The organism is Pseudomonas paraeruginosa, assembly GCF_003025345.2.
In the GTDB taxonomy this organism is placed as follows: Bacteria; Pseudomonadota; Gammaproteobacteria; order Pseudomonadales; family Pseudomonadaceae; genus Pseudomonas; species Pseudomonas paraeruginosa.
On record NZ_CP020560.1, the window covers coordinates 5,666,847 to 5,683,085 of the forward strand.

The following is a 16,239-nucleotide window of genomic DNA, read 5'->3' on the forward strand; positions in this document are numbered from 1 at the left end:
GTGCCCCGGCCCACGCGGCCGGGGCGCAGCCACCTTCCGGAGGTAACCGATATGCGTATCGTCGTCGCATTGGGCGGTAATGCCCTGCTACGCCGTGGCGAACCCATGACCGCGGACAACCAGCGGGAAAACGTGCGGATCGCCGCCGAACAGATCGCCAAGGTGGCGCCCGGCAACGAGCTGGTGATCGCCCACGGCAACGGCCCCCAGGTCGGCCTGCTGGCCCTCCAGGGCGCCGCCTACGACAAGGTCTCGCCCTACCCGCTGGACGTCCTCGGCGCGGAAACCGAGGGCATGATCGGCTACATGATCGAACAGGAGATGGGCAACCTGCTGCCGTTCGAAGTGCCGTTCGCCACCATCCTCACCCAGGTCGAGGTGGACGGTAAGGACCCGGCGTTCCAGAACCCGACCAAGCCGATCGGCCCGGTCTATTCGAAGGAGGAGGCCGAACGCCTGGCCGCCGAGAAGGGCTGGAGCATCGCCCCGGATGGCGACAAGTTCCGCCGCGTGGTGCCCAGCCCGCGGCCGAAGCGGATCTTCGAGATCCGTCCGGTGAAATGGCTGCTGGAGAAAGGCACCATCGTCATCTGCGCTGGCGGCGGCGGCATCCCGACCATGTATGACGAGGCCGGGAAGAAGCTCAGCGGCGTCGAGGCGGTGATCGACAAGGACCTCTGCTCCTCGCTGCTGGCCCAGGAGCTGGTGGCCGACATCCTGATCATCGCCACCGATGTCGACGCGGCCTACATCGACTGGGGCAAGCCGACCCAGAAGGCCATCGCCCAGGCCCACCCGGACGAACTGGAACGCCTCGGCTTCGCCGCCGGCTCCATGGGGCCGAAGGTCCAGGCGGCCATCGAGTTCGCCCGCGCCACCGGCAAGGACGCGGTGATCGGTTCGCTCGCCGATATCGTCGCGATCACCGAAGGCAAGGCCGGCACCCGGGTCAGCACGCGCAAGGCGGGCATCGAGTACCGCTGAAATCTCCCCAGGGGCCGCTCCGCGGCCCTTCTTCATTCCCGCCGACCGGCCGGCGAGCGCAGGGCGAATGGAGTCAGGCGCTATCGGCCGCCTTTCTGCGCGCCACGGCGGCGTCCTCTTCCACGCGAACGCCCGCTTCCGCGGAAGCGATGCTCCCAACACCCCCGCGCCACCTCCGCCAACAGCCCGGCCATGGCCGCCAATCTCCCCGCGGCAGACCGCCAGCACTTGTGGAACGCCCACGCAACGCGGTATTCAGTAGGAAAATACGTGACTCGATGGTCATGATTCACGTCAGCATAGTCACCCTGATCATTTCAACGGCCACTGGCTCGTGCCCGGGTCCGTGAAGCTCGCCTCGCCGACGGGAAAGGCCGCCATCGCCGCCACGCGCTTCCCGCTCCGGACCAGGCAGCAGCCCGGCACGCGAACGACTATTCGAAGGAGTTTCTGAGTGATGTCTCGACTACCGGTCATTGTTGGTTTCGGTGGCTACAACGCAGCAGGCCGTAGTTCCTTCCACCACGGCTTCCGGCGCATGGTCATCGAATCGATGGACCCGCAGGCGCGCCAGGAAACCCTAGCCGGCCTGGCGGTCATGATGAAACTGGTCAAGGCCGAAGGCGGCCGCTACCTGGCCGAAGACGGCACACCGCTGTCCCCGGAAGACATCGAGCGGCGCTACGCCGAACGGATCTTCGCCTCGACCCTGGTACGGCGCATCGAACCGCAGTACCTCGACCCGGATGCCGTGCACTGGCACAAGGTCCTCGAGGCGACCCCGGCCGAAGGCCAGGCGCTGACCTTCAAGGCCTCGCCCAAGCAGCTCCCGGAACCGCTGCCGGGCAACTGGTCGGTGACTCCCGCCGCCGACGGCGAAGTACTGGTCAGCATCCACGAACGTTGCGAATTCAAGGTCGACAGCTACCGCCCGCTGACGGTCAAGTCCGCCGGCCAGTTGCCCACCGGCTTCGAGCCGGGCGAACTGTACAACTCGCGCTTCCATCCGCGCGGCCTGCAGATGTCGGTGGTCGCCGCGACCGACGCGATCCGTTCCACCGGCATCGACTGGCAGACCATCGTCGACAACGTCCAGCCCGACGAGATCGCGGTGTTCTCCGGCAGCATCATGAGCCAGCTCGACGACAACGGTTTCGGCGGCCTGATGCAGTCCCGCCTGAAGGGCCACCGGGTCTCGGCCAAGCAACTGCCGCTGGGCTTCAACAGCATGCCCACCGATTTCATCAATGCCTACGTGCTCGGCAGCGTCGGCATGACCGGCAGCATCACCGGCGCCTGCGCCACCTTCCTCTACAACCTGCAGAAGGGTATCGACGTCATCACCAGCGGCCAGGCCCGGGTGGTCATCGTCGGCAACAGCGAGGCGCCGATCCTGCCTGAGTGCATCGAGGGCTACAGCGCCATGGGCGCGCTGGCCACCGAGGAAGGCCTGCGCCTGATCGAAGGCCGCGACGAGGTGGACTTCCGCCGCGCCAGCCGGCCGTTCGGCGAGAACTGCGGCTTCACCCTGGCCGAGTCCAGCCAGTACGTGGTGCTGATGGACGACGAGCTGGCCCTGCGCCTGGGCGCCGACATCCACGGCGCGGTGACCGACGTGTTCATCAATGCCGACGGTTTCAAGAAGTCCATCTCCGCCCCCGGCCCGGGCAACTACCTGACGGTAGCCAAGGCGGTGGCCAGCGCGGTGCAGATCGTCGGCCTGGACACCGTGCGCCACGCCAGCTTCGTCCACGCCCACGGCTCCAGCACGCCGGCCAACCGGGTCACCGAATCGGAAATCCTCGACCGCGTAGCCAGCGCCTTCGGCATCGACGGCTGGCCGGTCACCGCGGTAAAGGCCTACGTCGGCCACTCCCTGGCCACCGCCAGCGCCGACCAGTTGATTTCCGCCCTGGGTACCTTCAAGTACGGCATCCTTCCTGGGATCAAGACCATCGACAAGGTCGCCGACGATGTCCACCAGCAGCGCCTGAGCATCTCCAATCGCGACGTACGCCAGGACAAGCCGCTGGAGGTGTGCTTCATCAACTCCAAGGGCTTCGGCGGTAACAACGCCAGCGGCGTGGTGCTGTCGCCGCGGATCGCCGAGAAGATGCTGCGCAGGCGCCATGGCGAGGCGGCTTTCGCCGCCTATGTCGAGAAGCGCGAGCAGACCCGCGCCGCCGCCCGCGCCTACGACCAGCGCGCGCTGCGGGGCGACCTGGAGATCATCTACAACTTCGGCCAGGACCTGATCGACGAGCAGGCCATCGAGGTCAGCGCCGAGCAGGTGACCGTGCCCGGCTTCAGCCAGCCGCTGGTATACAAGAAGGACGCGCGTTTCAGCGACATGCTCGACTGAGCGCTGCCACAAGCGAAAAGGCCCGGCTAGACCGGGCCTTTTCGTTTCAGTCCAGCGCGCGCGCCAGCTGGATCAGCTCGCTACGCCACTCGGCGGCGCGCGGCAGGGCCAGGAAGGAACCGTTGAGGTAGTCCTCGCGCGGCTCGTAGGTAAATGGCGCGCCATGCAGGTCGAGCACCTCGCCGCCGGCACCCTCCAGCACACCCTGGGCGGCGGCCGTGTCCCATTGCGAGGTTGGCGTCAGGCGCGGGTAGCAGTCGGCGGCGCCCTCGGCCAGCAGGCAGAACTTCAGCGAACTGCCGATGCTGGCCCGCCGCAGATCGCCGAAGCGCTCGCTCAAGCCATCCAGCAGGCGCTCCTGGGCCGGGCTGCCGTGGCGCTTGCTGGCCACCACGGTGAAGGCTTCCTCGGGCTCCAGGCGCACGCTGATCGGTTGCGCGCGGCCATCGGCCTCCTCGCGCCAGGCACCGAGCCCGGCGCCACCGTAGTAGCAACGCCCGCTCACCGGCACGCCGACCAGGCCGAACAGCACCCGGCCATCCTCGACCAGGGCCACGTTGACGGTGAACTCCTCGCTGCCGGAGATGAACTCCTTGGTGCCGTCCAGCGGGTCCACCAGCCACCAGCGCCGCCAGTGGCCGCGCTCGCTCAGCGGTATCTCGCAATCCTCTTCGGAAAGCACCGGAATGTCCGGCGCCAGCGCCCGCAATCCCGCCTCCAATATATGGTGCGCGGCCAGGTCGGCGGCGGTCACCGGCGACTCGTCGGCCTTCGAGCGCACCGCCACCTCGGCGCGCCAGTGCGGCAGGATCGCCTCGCCGGCGCGCCGCACCAGCGCCACCAATTCGCCCCAGGGCACCGGCCTCATGCCTGGTACTCGCCGCGCTGGGTGAGCAGGTCGCGCACCAGGTACAGCGCGGCCAGGGCGCGGCCTTCGCTGAACTGGGCGTGCTGGGCCAGGCTCGACAGTTCGCGCAGGCTGATGCGATCGACACCCATCGGCTCCGGCTCGTCGCCCGGCAGGCGCTCCTCGTAGAGGTCGCGCGCCAGCACCACCTGGATGCGCTGGCTCATGTAGCCCGGCGAAAGCGACAGTTCGGTAATGTGCTCCAGTTGCCGGGCACCGTAGCCCGCTTCCTCCTTGAGCTCGCGGTTGGCCGCCGCGAGGATGTCCTCGCCCGGCTCGACCAGGCCCTTGGGCAGCGACAGCTGGTATTCGTCGACCCCGGCGCAATATTCCTCCACCAGCACCGCGTGCTCGGCATCGAGCATGGCCACCACCATCACCGCACCGTAGCCCTGGCCCTTGCCGACCAGGCGCTCGTAGGTACGCTCGACACCATTGCTGAAGCGCAGTTGCAGCTCCTCGACGGCGAACAGTCGGCTCTTCGCGACGATCTCGCTGGCGAGTACGGTGGGTTTCTGACGCATGTGGATAACTCCTTGGCGAAGCCGGCGGGTTATCATACCCCGGCTTTTCCGATTATCCCTGTCGGAGATCGATGGCAAGCGACAGATTTCCCCATCGATCGCGACGAACCGCGACAAGAGCCGCCATGCCCATCCTGCCCTGGTCCGCCATCGACACCGTGCTGCTCGACATGGACGGCACCCTGCTCGACCTGCATTTCGACAACCACTTCTGGCTGGAACACCTGCCCCGACGCTACGCCGAACGCAACGGCCTGAGTCGCGCCGAAGCCGACGCCGTGCTCGAGCCGCTGTTCCGCGAGCACGCCGGCCAGCTCAACTGGTACTGCCTGGACTTCTGGAGCCGCGAGCTGGGCCTGTCGATCCGTGAGCTCAAGCACGAGGTGGCGCACCTGATCTCGCTGCGCCCGCATGCCGATACCTTCCTCGCCACCCTGCGCCAGGCCGGCAAGCGCGTGGCGCTGATCACCAACGCGCACCGCGACTCGCTGTCGCTGAAACTGGAACGGATCGAACTGGCGCCCTATTTCGACCGACTGATCAGCTCCCACGACTACGGCTACCCGAAGGAGGACGCGCGCTTCTGGAACGCCCTGCAGGCCGATTTCGGCTTCGACGCGCAGCGCAGCCTGTTCATCGACGACAGCCTGCCGATCCTGCGCAGCGCCCGCGCCTACGGCGTCGCCCACCTGCTGGCGGTACGCCATCCGGATAGCCGTGGCCAGCCCAGGGACACCGAGGAGTTCGCCGCCCAGGAGGATTACCGGCGCTTGCTCGAAGGACTGCTGTAGGGATATCGGCACGGATCGCACTGCGCAACATCGAAATGAAAACCCCGCCACGCGGGCGGGGTCGGGAAAGGCGCCGCGATCAGTCGGGGATACGCAGGACCTGGCCGGGATAGATCTTGTCCGGATGGCTGAGCATCGGCTTGTTGGCCTCGAATATCTTCATGTAGGCGTTGGCATTGCCGTATTCGGCCTTGGCGATGGCGCTCAGGGTGTCGCCTTTCTTCACGGTGACGAAGCGCGCTTCCGGAGCGGCCTGGGTCACGGTGATCTTGTCTTCCACCGAGGAGACGCCGGCGACGTTGCCCAGCGCCAGCAATATCTTCTCTTTCTCTTCCTGGGTGGCCACCTCGCCCGAGGCGATGACCTTGTCGCCTTCCACCGAAACCTGGATGTTCGGGTTGCCCAGGCCGACCTTGGCGACGTGCTCCTTCAGCGACTCGGCCGCCTGTGCCTCATGCCCCGTCAGCGTATCCCACAGCTTTTCACCGGCTTCCTTCACGAACGCGAAAATACCCATCTTTGGTTCTCCCTTTACGGTTACGGTTGCAAGCGGCCGGCGCAATCCCGATCCGCGACTAGCCAAGTCTAGACTGCAAAATCCGGCGAAATATCCCCAAGGCCGCTCCGCCGTTCCGAAACACTGCGTCCATTCGCGTTAAGATTCCGCGACAACCCCTCCCTGGAAGCGCCGATGGACATCAAGCAGCTGAAATTTCTCTGCGCCCTCGACGAAACCCGCCATTTCGGCCAGGCCGCCGCGCGCTGCCATGTCACCCAGCCGACCCTGTCCATGCGCCTGCGCAACCTGGAAGAAGAACTCGGCCTGGAGCTGGTGCGCCGCAGCCAGCGCTTCGAAGGCTTCACCGAGGCCGGCGACCGCGTGCTGGCCTGGGCCCGCAGCCTGCTGGCGGCCCAGGAAGGCCTGTACGCCGAGGCCGCCGCCTGCCGTGGACAACTGGTCGGCACCCTGCGCCTGGGCGTGGTGCCGCTGGCCAGCTTCGACCCGCTGCGCCTGGTCCAGCACATGGCCGGGCGTCATCCGGAGCTGCGCTTCCAGCTGTATTCCCTGAGTTCTGAAAAGGTCCTCGAAGGCCTGGCACGTAACCAGTTCGACCTCGGCGTCTCCTATCTGGACCGCCTGGACCGCAGCCACTTCGAGGGCGTCGAGCTGGCGGAGACACGCATGGGCCTGCTCCATCATCCCCGGCACTTCCCGCTCGACAGCCCGGTGCTGAACTGGGAAAACCTGGCCGGCCTGCCACTGGGGCTGCTCTCGGCGGGCATGCACTTCCGCCAGTCGATCGACCACAACTTCCGCAGCCGCGGCCTGAGCCCTGTCGCGCGCCTGGAGACCGACTCGGTGCAGCAACTGTTGCAGGCGGTGCAGCGCGGCTTGTGCTGCGCGATCATGCCGCTGGGCAGCGAAGTCGACGTCGAGTTGCGCCTGATCCCCATTGAGGACGCCCATACCCTGGCCCCGCTCGGCCTGATCATCCGCAGCGGCCAGCCGCGCTCGGCCCTGGCCGAGGCATGCTTCGAGGAGGCGCGCGCCTGGCTGTCTCCCGACAACATGATAGACACTGTCGATCATGGTATCGGCACAACCGATTAGACGCTGCTCCGCGACAGGCCTAGGCTGGTGCCACACCTAGAACGATAGGGCCCAGCCCATGCCTTGCCAGCCTGCCTGCCCGGTATCCGCGGATACCTGGGCGCCTTCCGCCGTTCCCGACGATTACCGCTACGCCGACCTGCACCTGCCGCAGCGGGTCGGCCAGGCCTCCCTTGCCGCCGAATGTGCCCTAGCGATCAGCTACAACGACCTGAACCAGGCGGTGATGATGGCCTCGCCCGAGGATATCGAGGATTTCGTCCGCGGTTTCAGCCTCAGCAGCGGCTTCGTGGAGTCCATCGACGAAATCTATGAAATCCGCGTCAGCGGCCAGGGCGACTCCCTCCAAGCCGAGGTCGAGATCAGCAGCCGCGCGTTCTGGCATCTCAAGCGCCAACGCCGCCAGCTGGCCGGAACCTCCGGCTGCGGCCTGTGCGGCGTGGAAGCCCTGGAACAGGCCTTGCCGCAGCTGCCGGCGCGGGCGCCGCGGGCGCTACCGCCGGCAGCCCACCTCGCCGGGCTGCGCCAGCGCATCGAACAGGCCCAGCGACTGGCGCGCAACAGCGGCGCGCTGCACGCCGCGCTGTACTTCGACGGCCATGGCGACCTGCGCCTGTGCCGCGAGGACATCGGCCGGCACAACGCACTCGACAAGCTGATCGGCGCCCTGCACCGCCAGGGCCTGGACGCCGCCAGCGGCTTCGCGGTGGTCACCAGCCGCTGCAGCCTGGAACTCATCCACAAGGCCGTGCGTGCCGGGATCGGCACGCTGGTCAGTCTCTCGGCGCCCACCGGCCTTACCGTGCAATGGGCGCGGCGCCATCACCTGAACCTGGTCCACCAGCCCCACCATAGCGCCCCGCGGGTCTACAGCCCGGCGCCGGCCGTCACCGAGTGAGCCCGTCATGAGCCTGCAACCCCTCCAACCCCGCTACAAGCCCTACGCCGGTGCCGCCGCCGGCTGGGGCGCGCTGCGCAGCGTGGCGCACTTCTGGCTGGACAGCAAACAGCCGTTCAAGAACCTCCGCGCCCTGCTCAAGACCAACCAGAACGGCGGCTTCGACTGCCCCGGCTGCGCCTGGGGCGACTCGCCGGAAGACGGCCGGGTGAAGTTCTGCGAGAACGGCGCCAAGGCGGTCAACTGGGAGGCCACCAAGCGCCGGGTGGACGCGGCGTTCTTCGCCCGCTACAGCGTCAGCGCCCTGCGCGAACAGAGCGACTACTGGCTGGAGTACCAGGGCCGCCTCACCGGTCCGATGCGCTACGACCCGGCCAGCGATCACTACCAACCGATCACCTGGGACGCCGCCTTCGCCCTGGTCGCCGAACACCTGAACCGCCTGGAAAGCCCCGATCAGGCCGAGTTCTACACCTCCGGGCGGGCCAGCAACGAAGCGGCCTACCTCTACCAGCTGTTCGTCCGCGCCTTCGGCAGCAACAACTTCCCCGACTGCTCGAACATGTGCCACGAGGCCAGCGGGGTGGCCCTGGGCCGTAGCATCGGGGTCGGCAAGGGCACCGTGACCTTCGACGACTTCGAGCACGCCGACGCGATCTTCATCCTCGGCCAGAACCCCGGCACCAACCACCCGCGCATGCTCGAGCCGCTGCGCGAGGCGGTGAAGCGCGGCGCCCAGGTGGTCTGCTTCAACCCGCTCAAGGAGCGCGGCCTGGAGCGCTTCCAGCATCCGCAGAATGCGCTGGAGATGCTGACCAACGGCTCCTCGCCGCTGAACACCGCGTTCTTCCGCCCGGCCTTGGGCGGCGACATGGCGGCGATCCGCGGGATCGCCAAGTTTCTCCTCGCCTGGGAACGCGAAGCCCAGGCCGAGGGTGGCGAGGCGGTGTTCGACCACGCCTTCATCGCCGAACACACCGATGGCGTCGAGGCCTACCTGGCCGAGCTGGATGCCACGCCCTGGGAGCACCTGGAGCGCCAGTCCGGCCTCAGCCTGGAGGAAATCGAGCAGGCCGCGCGGATGTACCGCCGGGCGCAGAGGGTGATCGTCTGCTGGGCGATGGGCATCACCCAGCACCATCACTCGGTGGCGATCATCCAGGAAATCGTCAACCTGCAGCTTCTGCGCGGCAACCTCGGCCGCCCCGGCGCGGGACTCTGCCCGGTACGCGGCCACAGCAACGTGCAGGGTGACCGCACCATGGGTATCAACGAGCGGCCGCCGGCGGCGCTGCTCGACGCGCTGGAGCGGCGCTTCGGCTTCAAGGTGCCGCGCCACCACGGGCATAACGCCGTCGAGGCGATCGCCGCGATGCTCGCCGGCAAGGCGAAGGTCTTCATCGGCCTGGGCGGCAATTTCGCCCAGGCCACCCCGGACAGCCCGCGTACCCACGCGGCCCTGGCCTCCTGCGAACTGACCGTGCACATCAGCACCAAGCTAAACCGCAGCCACCTGACCACCGGGCGCGACGCGCTGATCCTGCCCTGCCTGGGGCGTACCGACATCGACCGCCAGGTCGAAGGCCCGCAGGCGGTCACGGTGGAAGACTCGTTCAGCATGATCCACGCGTCCTACGGACAACTGGAGCCCCTGTCGCAGCAGATGCGCTCGGAACCGGCGATCATCGCCGGCATCGCCAAGGCTACCCTGGGCAACCATCCGGTGGACTGGGACGCGTTGATCGCCAACTACGAGCGCATCCGCGAGCTGATCGCCGACACCATCCCCGGTTTCGCCGACTTCAATCGCCGCGTCCGGCATCCCGGCGGCTTCTACCTGGGCAACGCCGCTGGCGAGCGACGCTGGAACACCGCCAGCGGCAAGGCCAACTTCGTCGCCAATCCGCTGCCGCGGGACCTGCTGCCGGCGCAAGTGCGCGACAGCGGTCGCGAACCCGACCTGATCCTGCAGACGCTGCGCTCTCACGACCAGTACAACACCACCATCTACGGCCTGGACGATCGCTATCGCGGGGTAAAGGGCCAGCGTGAGGTGGTGTTCGCCAACGAGGCGGATATCCGCCGCCTGGGCTACCAGCCCGGCGACAAGGTCGACCTGGTCTCGCTGTGGAGCGACGGCGTCGAGCGCCGGGTACGCCGCTTCACCCTGCTCGCTTTCGACATCCCGGCCGGCCAGGCAGCCGCCTACTACCCGGAAACCAATCCCTTGGTGCCGCTGGAAAGCGTCGGCGTCGGCAGCCATACGCCGACTTCGAAGTTCATCGCGGTACGCCTGGAAAAGGCCACGGGCGACGGGCGCATTATCTGAAGCCCACGAAAAACGCCGCCTCCTGCAACAGGAGGCGGCGTCTTAAGGAAAAAGTCGATGAAAGGCCTTGAAGGCAGGCCGCTCGTCGGCGTTAGAATGGCCAGCATCCCGCCAGCAAAAATACCGATTTCGGCCCTGAAATCGCGTTTCGCATTCGGTCTACGACCGCCGCCACTGAAGAAAGTTCCCCATAAAAAACAAGCACTTGGAATATTTCGAATTTGCTCTACCAATCGTCGGCTGGTGCTTGTCAGCGATGGGGGCCAACCCCAGCATCGCAGCCGTCATCCCCACAGAGAGAAACTCTCTATGAAGTATTCCTCGATACTCCTGTTGTCCCTGAGTCTGGTCGGTGGCACCGCCTTCGCAGGCGACGACACCCGCGCGGCCATCGGCGGCGCCTTGGGCGGGGTGTTGGGTTCGGTCGTCGGCGATGCGGTCGGCGGCAGCACCGGCGCCGCGATCGGTAGCGGCATCGGTGGCGCTGCGGGCGGCGCGGTCGGCGCCGGACGCGGCAACAAGACCGAAGCGGCGATCGGCGGCGGCCTCGGCGCCGCCGGCGGCAACGTCATCGGCCGGCAGATCGGCGGCAGCACCGGCGGCCTGATCGGCGCAGCCCTGGGCGGCGCCGGTGGCGGCGCGCTGGGCAACCATTATGGCGACGGCAACCGCCGCTACGACGACGATGACGACTACCGCGACCGTCGCTACTACCGCCGCGCCGGCTATCGCGACGGCTACTACCGCCACGACAACGGCCATCACTATGGCCAGTACAAGAAGTGGAAGCGCCACAAGCATCATCGTCGCTACTACGACGACTGATCCTCGCCGCTCCATCCAGCACAAAGGCCGGGCCACCAGGTCCGGCCTTTGTGCGAACGACCGTATTTCATTCCCGATTGATCGATGAGGCACGCACGATGCGTAAATCTCTCCTGGTAATCGCGCTCGCCCTGCTGAGCGCACAAACCGCGCTTGCCGGCGACTCCACCAAGACCGCCGTCGGCGGCGGCGTGGGCGGCGCCCTGGGCAACGTGGTCGGTGGCGCCATCGGTGGCAGCACCGGCGCGGCGATCGGCGCCGGCCTGGGCGGCGCCGCAGGCGGTGCGATGACCGCCAAGGACGGACGCAAGACCGAGGCCGCCCTCGGCGGTGGCCTGGGCGCAGCTGGTGGTTCGGTGATCGGCGACAAGCTCGGCGGCAGCACCGGCTCGGCGATCGGCGCCGGCCTGGGCGGCGCGGCGGGCGGGGCGGTCGGCAACAACCTGGGCAAGGACAACGACGACGGTCATCGCGGAAAGAAACACCGCAAGCACAAGCATCGTTGATCCCGGCGTTCGTCGGACGCCGAAGAAAAAGCCTCGCGACTGCGAGGCTTTTTCGTTTCTACCGTTCGTCAGCCTTTCGGCGGCGGCGACGCCTTCAGTTCGTCGCGAACGATCAGGACGCCTCGCGGCGCCTCGATCCCGACCCGAGCCTGATTACCGATGATGTCGGTGACCAGGATCCGGATACCGCCTTCGCGCAATTGCCGAATCAGTTCCTCCGCCGGGTAGTCGGCCTTGAGGGACAGGGTGATGCCTTCGCCTTCTCGGCGGGAGAGTATCAGGAAACCCATGTTCCGCGTCCTTGCCAGTCGTAGCAGGGGCAAACCGGCCCCTTTGGTGAATGAAATGGTGTGGAGGGATGGTCACAGAACATTGTCCCAGCGTCGAGACTGCAAACGTTCAATCAGAAATGTCCCATCCCCAGCTTCCCTATCGCCTCCCCACGCTGCCTGGATTGTCGCACCGGGCCCGCTTTGCTAGCGTGCCCGATATCAATCCAGCCAGAGATTTCCACATGCGCCCGTCGTTCGCCAGCTGGGGCCTGCTAGCCGCCCTGCTCCTGCCCGGCCCGCTGCTCCAGGCCCAGCCGCTGTCCCCGGCCCTGCAGCAATTGCTCAGCCTGAGCAGCCAGCGTTTGCAACTAGCCGATCAGGTAGCCCTGAGCAAGGCGCAGTCGGGCAAGGCGGTGCAGGACAGCCCGCGCGAGGAGCAGCAGCTGCAGATGCTCGCCGGTCAGGCCGCTGGCCATGGGGTCGACGCGGAGCAGGTGCGCCTGCTGTTCGCCGCGCAGATCGAGGCGAACAAGCTGGTCCAGTATCGCCTGCTCAGCCGGCCGCTGCCCGGGGCGGGCCAGGTGATCGATCTGGAGCCCATCCGCGAGCGCCTCAACCAGCTCAACCTGGAACTGTTGCAGGGCTATGCGCCGGCGCTCGCCGAACTGCGCGGCGACGATTGCCGGCCGCGACTCGACCAGGCGCTGCAGCGGCAGATTCGCGAAGACCGCCTGGACGACCTGCACGCCATCGCCCTGTCACGGGCGGCGGGCGACATCTGTCACTGGGCCTCGCCCTGAAGCGCGGCCAGCGCTTCCCGTAGCCGCAGGGGGATGGCCTGCGGGCGACTGCCGTGGCGTTCGACGAAGACGTGGACGAAACGCCCGGCCGCGCGGGCCTCCCGCTCCCCTTCGAGAAACAGTGCCAGTTCGTAGTGCACGGAACTGTTGCCCAGCCGCGCCACCCGCAGGCCCATCTCGATGCGCTGGGGAAAGGCCACCGGGGCGAAGTAGTCGCAACTGGAGCTGACCACCAGGCCGATCACCTCGTCGCCATGGATATCCAGGCCGCCGCGCTCGATCAGGTAGGTATTCACCGCCGTATCGAAGAAGGCGTAGTAGGTCACATTGTTCACGTGGCCGTAGATGTCGTTGTCGTGCCAGCGCGTGGTGATCGGCTGGAAGTGGCGGTACTGCTCGCGCAGCGGTCGCCCGGGAGTCGTCATGCCCATTCCTCGCTGAAGGGGCTCAATAGGCCGCGCGGTAGATCGCCAGAGCATCCGCCTCGCCGACCTCACGCGGGTTGTTGACCAGCAGGCGCTGCTGGAGCATCGCGTCGGCGGCCAGGCGTGGCAGCGCCGCCTCCTCCACCCCGGCGTCGCGCAGCCGGCTCGGAAGCCCGCTGCGCGGGCCGAGCCGGGCCAGCTCGTCGATCAGTTGCGCGGTCAGCGCATCGCGATCGCCCGGGCGCAAGCGTTCGCCCAGCAACAGCGGCGCCAGTTCGGCATAGAGTTCGCTGGCGGCGGGCGCGTTGAAGCGGATCACCTCCGGCAGCACCAGCGCGTTGCTCAGGCCGTGGGGGATATGGAAGTGTCCGCCCAGTGGGTAGGCCAGGGCGTGCACCGCCGCCACCGGCGCATTGGCGAAGGCCTGGCCGGCCAGGCAGGCGCCCAGCAGCATGGCCTGGCGTGCCTCGCGGTCACCGCCGGCGCGGACCGCCCGGTCCAGATTGGCCGCCAGCAGGCGCAGCGCTTCCCGCGCCAGCAGATCGGAGAGCGGGTTCTTCTTCAGCCTGCTGGTATAGCTCTCGATCGCATGCACCATCGCGTCGATACCGGTCGCCGCGGTGACCGCCGGCGGCAAGCCGAGGGTCAGGTCGGCGTCGAGCAGCGCCAGGTCGGGCAGCAGGTAGGGCGAGACCACGCCCATCTTGGTGGTATCGCCAGTGGTGACGATGGCGATCGGCGTCACCTCGGAGCCGGTGCCGGCGGTGGTCGGCACCTGGATCAGCGGCAGGCGCGGCCCGCGCGCGTTGCCTACCCCGAACACTTCGCCCAGGCCCTGCCGCGCCTGGGGGTGGGCGAGCAACGCGACCAGCTTGGCGACGTCCATCGAACTGCCGCCGCCGAAACCGACCACCAGCTCGGCGTCCAGTGCCCGCGCCCGCTCGAGCGCGGCCTCGACCACCGCCTCGGGCGGATCGGCGAGGACCTGGCCGTAGACCTCGACGGCCAGCCCCAGGCGCGCAAAGCCGGGCAGCACGGCATCCAGCAGGCCGAGCCGGATGATCCCCGGGTCGGTCACGATCAACACGCGGCGCGCGCGGCGCTCCTGGCAGAGCTCCGCCAGGCGGACGGCGGAGCCGGCTTCGCAGAGTATCTGCGCGGTGGTGGCGAAACTGAAAGGCTGCATATCGATCTCCCCGGGCGTGGCGCCCATCAGAACGAGAAGTGCTCCTCGGGCAGGGCCATCAGGCACTCGGCGCCGCCGAGCAGGGCCTCGCGGTGCATGCTCGCGCGCGGCAGGATGCGCCGCAGGTAGAAGTCGGCGCCGCGCAGCTTGGCGCGGTAGAAGTCGCCTTCGGCGGAGCCAGTGTCCAGGGCCTCCTGCGCACGTGCCGCGGCCTGCAGCCAGAGCGCCGCCAGCAGCACGTAGGCGCTGTACTGGAGGAAGTCCACCGAAGTGGCGCCGATTTCCTGGGGATCGCGGGCGCAGGCCTCGAGCACCTGGCCGGTGAGCTGCCGCCACTCCGCCAGGCGCCGTCCTACCCGCTCGGCCAATGGCGCCAGCACCGCGCGCCCCTGCAGCGCCTCGCAGGCCGCCGCCAGTTCGCCCTGCAGGGCCAGCAGTTCGCCGCCCTGGTCGGCGAGCAGCTTGCGGCGGATCAGGTCGAGCGCCTGGATCCCATTGGTGCCTTCGTAGATCTGGGTGATGCGGCTGTCGCGCATCAATTGCTCCATTCCCCATTCGCGGATGAAGCCGTGGCCGCCATACACCTGCACGCCGAGACTGGCGACTTCCTGGCCGACATCGGTGAGGAACGCCTTGACGATCGGGATCAGCAACGCCGCCCGGCGCGTCGCCGCGCGGCGACCATCGGCGTCCGGGTGGCCATGCTCGAGGTCGAGCTGGCGGGCGCAGCAGGCCGCCAGCATGCGGCAACCTTCGACCAGGGTCTTCTGGGTCAGCAGCATGCGCCGCACGTCCGGATGCACGATGATCGGGTCGGCGGCCTTGTCCGGCGCCTGCGGGCCGACCAGGGCGCGCGACTGCAGGCGCTCGCGGGCGTAGCCGAGGGCACCCTGGAAGGCCCGTTCGGCGATGCCCAGGCCCTGCAGGCCGACCTGGAAGCGCGCGTCGTTCATCATCGTGAACATGCAGGCCAGGCCCTGGTTCGCCTGGCCCAGCAGCCAGCCCCTGGCGCCGTCGAAGTTCATCACGCAGGTGGAGGCGCCCTTGATCCCCATCTTGTGCTCGATGGCGCCGCAGCCCAGGCTGTTGCGCTCGCCCAGGGAGCCGTCGGGACGGGCGATGAACTTCGGCACCAGGAACAGGCTGATGCCCTTCACCCCCGCCGGAGCGTCCGGCAGGCGCGCCAGCACCAGGTGGACGATGTTCTCGGTGAGGTCCTGCTCGCCACCGCTGATGAAGATCTTGCTGCCGCTGATCGCGTAGCTGCCGTCGGCGCGGGGCTCGGCGCGGGTGCGCAGCAGGGCCAGGTCGGTGCCGGCCTGGGGTTCGGTCAGGCACATGGTGCCGGCCCATTCGCCGCTCACCAGCTTGCCCAGGTAGTCGCGCCGCAGCGCCTCGTCGCCGTGTTTGTACAGGGCCAGCACAGCGCCCTCGGTGAGGCCCGAGTAGACGCGAAACGACAGGCTGGCGGCCATCAGCATCTCGTGAAAGCAGGCCGAAACCATCTGCGGGAAGCCCTGGCCGCCGTATTCGGTGGGCCCGGTCATGCTCGCCCAGCCGTTCACGCTGTACTGCCGGTAGGCCTCGCGGAAGCCGGTCGGGGTGCTCACCACGCCGTCCTTCAGCTTCGCGCCTTCCTCGTCGCTGTTGCGGTTGAGCGGCGCCACCACCTGGCTGGTGTAGCGCGCGCCCTCCTCGAGCACGCCGTCGATCAGCTCGCGATCGATGCCGTTGCCCAGCAATTCGCAGTGCGCGCCGACATCGAACAGTTCGTGGAGCACGAAGCGCATGTCGCGCAGCGGAGCCTGGTAACTCATT

The 16,239-nt window shown here is 67.8% G+C and carries 16 protein-coding genes; 9 read left to right on the forward strand and 7 right to left on the reverse strand.

What is annotated here, in order from left to right; all coding sequences use genetic code 11:
- The first annotated feature begins 51 nt into the window (after positions 1-51).
- Together arcC and fabY are read left to right on the forward strand one after the other, a co-directional pair.
- Positions 52-984: a carbamate kinase gene (gene arcC, locus B7D75_RS26805; RefSeq protein ID WP_012077808.1), complete on the forward strand. Its 933-nt coding sequence runs from the start codon at positions 52-54 to the stop codon at positions 982-984.
- A gap of 457 nt (positions 985-1,441) precedes the next feature.
- A complete protein-coding gene (gene fabY, locus B7D75_RS26810; RefSeq protein WP_034079755.1) occupies positions 1,442-3,346 on the forward strand; it encodes a beta-ketoacyl-ACP synthase FabY in 1,905 nt (634 codons plus the stop codon).
- 46 nt (positions 3,347-3,392) lie between these two features.
- Here the strand turns inward: fabY and cysQ are convergent, their stop codons facing one another.
- Both cysQ and nudE read right to left on the reverse strand, forming a co-directional pair.
- Positions 3,393-4,214, reverse strand: coding sequence for a 3'(2'),5'-bisphosphate nucleotidase CysQ (gene cysQ, locus B7D75_RS26815; RefSeq protein WP_058129707.1), 822 nt, complete (start codon positions 4,212-4,214; stop codon positions 3,393-3,395).
- Positions 4,211-4,777 carry an ADP compounds hydrolase NudE gene (gene nudE, locus B7D75_RS26820; protein ID WP_003096206.1) on the reverse strand — a complete coding sequence of 189 codons (567 nt, stop codon included), beginning with the start codon at positions 4,775-4,777 and terminating at the stop codon, positions 4,211-4,213. The genes cysQ and nudE overlap by 4 nt, the downstream gene beginning before the upstream one ends.
- A 125-nt stretch (positions 4,778-4,902) precedes the next feature.
- Here nudE and yrfG point away from each other — a divergent pair, with 125 nt between their 5' ends.
- A complete protein-coding gene (gene yrfG, locus B7D75_RS26825) occupies positions 4,903-5,568 on the forward strand; it encodes a GMP/IMP nucleotidase (protein ID WP_042911019.1) in 666 nt (221 codons plus the stop codon).
- Positions 5,569-5,647: 79 nt separating this feature from the next.
- Here the strand turns inward: yrfG and lysM are convergent, their stop codons facing one another.
- The gene (lysM, locus tag B7D75_RS26830; RefSeq protein ID WP_003156384.1) at positions 5,648-6,085 is read right to left on the reverse strand and encodes a peptidoglycan-binding protein LysM; all 438 of its coding nucleotides are present in this window, start codon (positions 6,083-6,085) and stop codon (positions 5,648-5,650) included.
- A gap of 174 nt (positions 6,086-6,259) precedes the next feature.
- On the opposite strand from lysM, the gene B7D75_RS26835 reads away from it, so the two are divergent.
- From B7D75_RS26835 to B7D75_RS26855, 5 genes are all read left to right on the forward strand, one after another.
- Positions 6,260-7,180 carry a LysR family transcriptional regulator gene (locus B7D75_RS26835; RefSeq protein ID WP_003156381.1) on the forward strand — a complete coding sequence of 307 codons (921 nt, stop codon included), beginning with the start codon at positions 6,260-6,262 and terminating at the stop codon, positions 7,178-7,180.
- Positions 7,181-7,238: 58 nt separating this feature from the next.
- Positions 7,239-8,078: a formate dehydrogenase accessory sulfurtransferase FdhD gene (fdhD, locus tag B7D75_RS26840; RefSeq protein WP_107114582.1), complete on the forward strand. Its 840-nt coding sequence runs from the start codon at positions 7,239-7,241 to the stop codon at positions 8,076-8,078.
- A 7-nt stretch (positions 8,079-8,085) separates the two neighbouring features.
- The gene (locus B7D75_RS26845; RefSeq protein WP_042911022.1) at positions 8,086-10,407 is read left to right on the forward strand and encodes an FdhF/YdeP family oxidoreductase; all 2,322 of its coding nucleotides are present in this window, start codon (positions 8,086-8,088) and stop codon (positions 10,405-10,407) included.
- Between the two features lie 309 nt (positions 10,408-10,716).
- Entirely contained in the window at positions 10,717-11,232 is a 516-nt protein-coding gene (locus B7D75_RS26850) for a hypothetical protein (RefSeq protein ID WP_012077814.1), read from the forward strand.
- Between the two features lie 98 nt (positions 11,233-11,330).
- Entirely contained in the window at positions 11,331-11,738 is a 408-nt protein-coding gene (locus B7D75_RS26855; RefSeq protein ID WP_012077815.1) for a glycine zipper domain-containing protein, read from the forward strand.
- Positions 11,739-11,806: 68 nt separating this feature from the next.
- Here the strand turns inward: B7D75_RS26855 and B7D75_RS26860 are convergent, their stop codons facing one another.
- Positions 11,807-12,028: a carbon storage regulator gene (locus tag B7D75_RS26860; RefSeq protein WP_003157066.1), complete on the reverse strand. Its 222-nt coding sequence runs from the start codon at positions 12,026-12,028 to the stop codon at positions 11,807-11,809.
- A 224-nt stretch (positions 12,029-12,252) separates the two neighbouring features.
- Between B7D75_RS26860 and B7D75_RS26865 the strand changes: the two genes are divergently transcribed.
- A complete protein-coding gene (locus B7D75_RS26865; protein ID WP_003157065.1) occupies positions 12,253-12,810 on the forward strand; it encodes a chorismate mutase in 558 nt (185 codons plus the stop codon).
- On the opposite strand, the gene B7D75_RS26870 is transcribed toward B7D75_RS26865, so the two are convergent.
- Genes B7D75_RS26870 through B7D75_RS26880 form a run of 3 tightly spaced genes read right to left on the reverse strand, consistent with a single transcriptional unit; the run spans position 12,792 to position 16,238 of the window.
- The gene (locus B7D75_RS26870; RefSeq protein ID WP_107114583.1) at positions 12,792-13,235 is read right to left on the reverse strand and encodes an acyl-CoA thioesterase; all 444 of its coding nucleotides are present in this window, start codon (positions 13,233-13,235) and stop codon (positions 12,792-12,794) included. The genes B7D75_RS26865 and B7D75_RS26870 overlap by 19 nt on opposite strands.
- A 22-nt stretch (positions 13,236-13,257) precedes the next feature.
- Positions 13,258-14,421 carry an iron-containing alcohol dehydrogenase gene (locus B7D75_RS26875; RefSeq protein WP_058129804.1) on the reverse strand — a complete coding sequence of 388 codons (1,164 nt, stop codon included), beginning with the start codon at positions 14,419-14,421 and terminating at the stop codon, positions 13,258-13,260.
- 26 nt (positions 14,422-14,447) lie between these two features.
- Positions 14,448-16,238 (reverse strand): acyl-CoA dehydrogenase C-terminal domain-containing protein, encoded by a 1,791-nt coding sequence (locus tag B7D75_RS26880; protein WP_058129704.1) that lies wholly within the window; start codon positions 16,236-16,238, stop codon positions 14,448-14,450.
- Position 16,239 lies beyond the last annotated feature (1 nt).

Bases quoted from the DNA above. Each gene is read 5' to 3' on its own strand.
- cysQ (WP_058129707.1), bottom strand. From the start codon at position 4,214: ATGAGGCCGGTGCCCTGGGGCGAATTGGTGGCGCTGGTGCGGCGCGCC.
- B7D75_RS26865 (WP_003157065.1), top strand. From the start codon at position 12,253: ATGCGCCCGTCGTTCGCCAGCTGGGGCCTGCTAGCCGCCCTGCTCCTG.
- B7D75_RS26880 (WP_058129704.1), bottom strand. From the start codon at position 16,238: ATGAGTTACCAGGCTCCGCTGCGCGACATGCGCTTCGTGCTCCACGAA.
- B7D75_RS26875 (WP_058129804.1), bottom strand. From the start codon at position 14,421: ATGCAGCCTTTCAGTTTCGCCACCACCGCGCAGATACTCTGCGAAGCC.
- B7D75_RS26835 (WP_003156381.1), top strand. From the start codon at position 6,260: ATGGACATCAAGCAGCTGAAATTTCTCTGCGCCCTCGACGAAACCCGC.
- B7D75_RS26845 (WP_042911022.1), top strand. From the start codon at position 8,086: ATGAGCCTGCAACCCCTCCAACCCCGCTACAAGCCCTACGCCGGTGCC.
- nudE (WP_003096206.1), bottom strand. From the start codon at position 4,777: ATGCGTCAGAAACCCACCGTACTCGCCAGCGAGATCGTCGCGAAGAGC.
- fabY (WP_034079755.1), top strand. From the start codon at position 1,442: ATGTCTCGACTACCGGTCATTGTTGGTTTCGGTGGCTACAACGCAGCA.
- yrfG (WP_042911019.1), top strand. From the start codon at position 4,903: ATGCCCATCCTGCCCTGGTCCGCCATCGACACCGTGCTGCTCGACATG.
- B7D75_RS26850 (WP_012077814.1), top strand. From the start codon at position 10,717: ATGAAGTATTCCTCGATACTCCTGTTGTCCCTGAGTCTGGTCGGTGGC.
- B7D75_RS26870 (WP_107114583.1), bottom strand. From the start codon at position 13,235: ATGACGACTCCCGGGCGACCGCTGCGCGAGCAGTACCGCCACTTCCAG.
- fdhD (WP_107114582.1), top strand. From the start codon at position 7,239: ATGCCTTGCCAGCCTGCCTGCCCGGTATCCGCGGATACCTGGGCGCCT.
- lysM (WP_003156384.1), bottom strand. From the start codon at position 6,085: ATGGGTATTTTCGCGTTCGTGAAGGAAGCCGGTGAAAAGCTGTGGGAT.
- B7D75_RS26860 (WP_003157066.1), bottom strand. From the start codon at position 12,028: ATGGGTTTCCTGATACTCTCCCGCCGAGAAGGCGAAGGCATCACCCTG.
- B7D75_RS26855 (WP_012077815.1), top strand. From the start codon at position 11,331: ATGCGTAAATCTCTCCTGGTAATCGCGCTCGCCCTGCTGAGCGCACAA.
- arcC (WP_012077808.1), top strand. From the start codon at position 52: ATGCGTATCGTCGTCGCATTGGGCGGTAATGCCCTGCTACGCCGTGGC.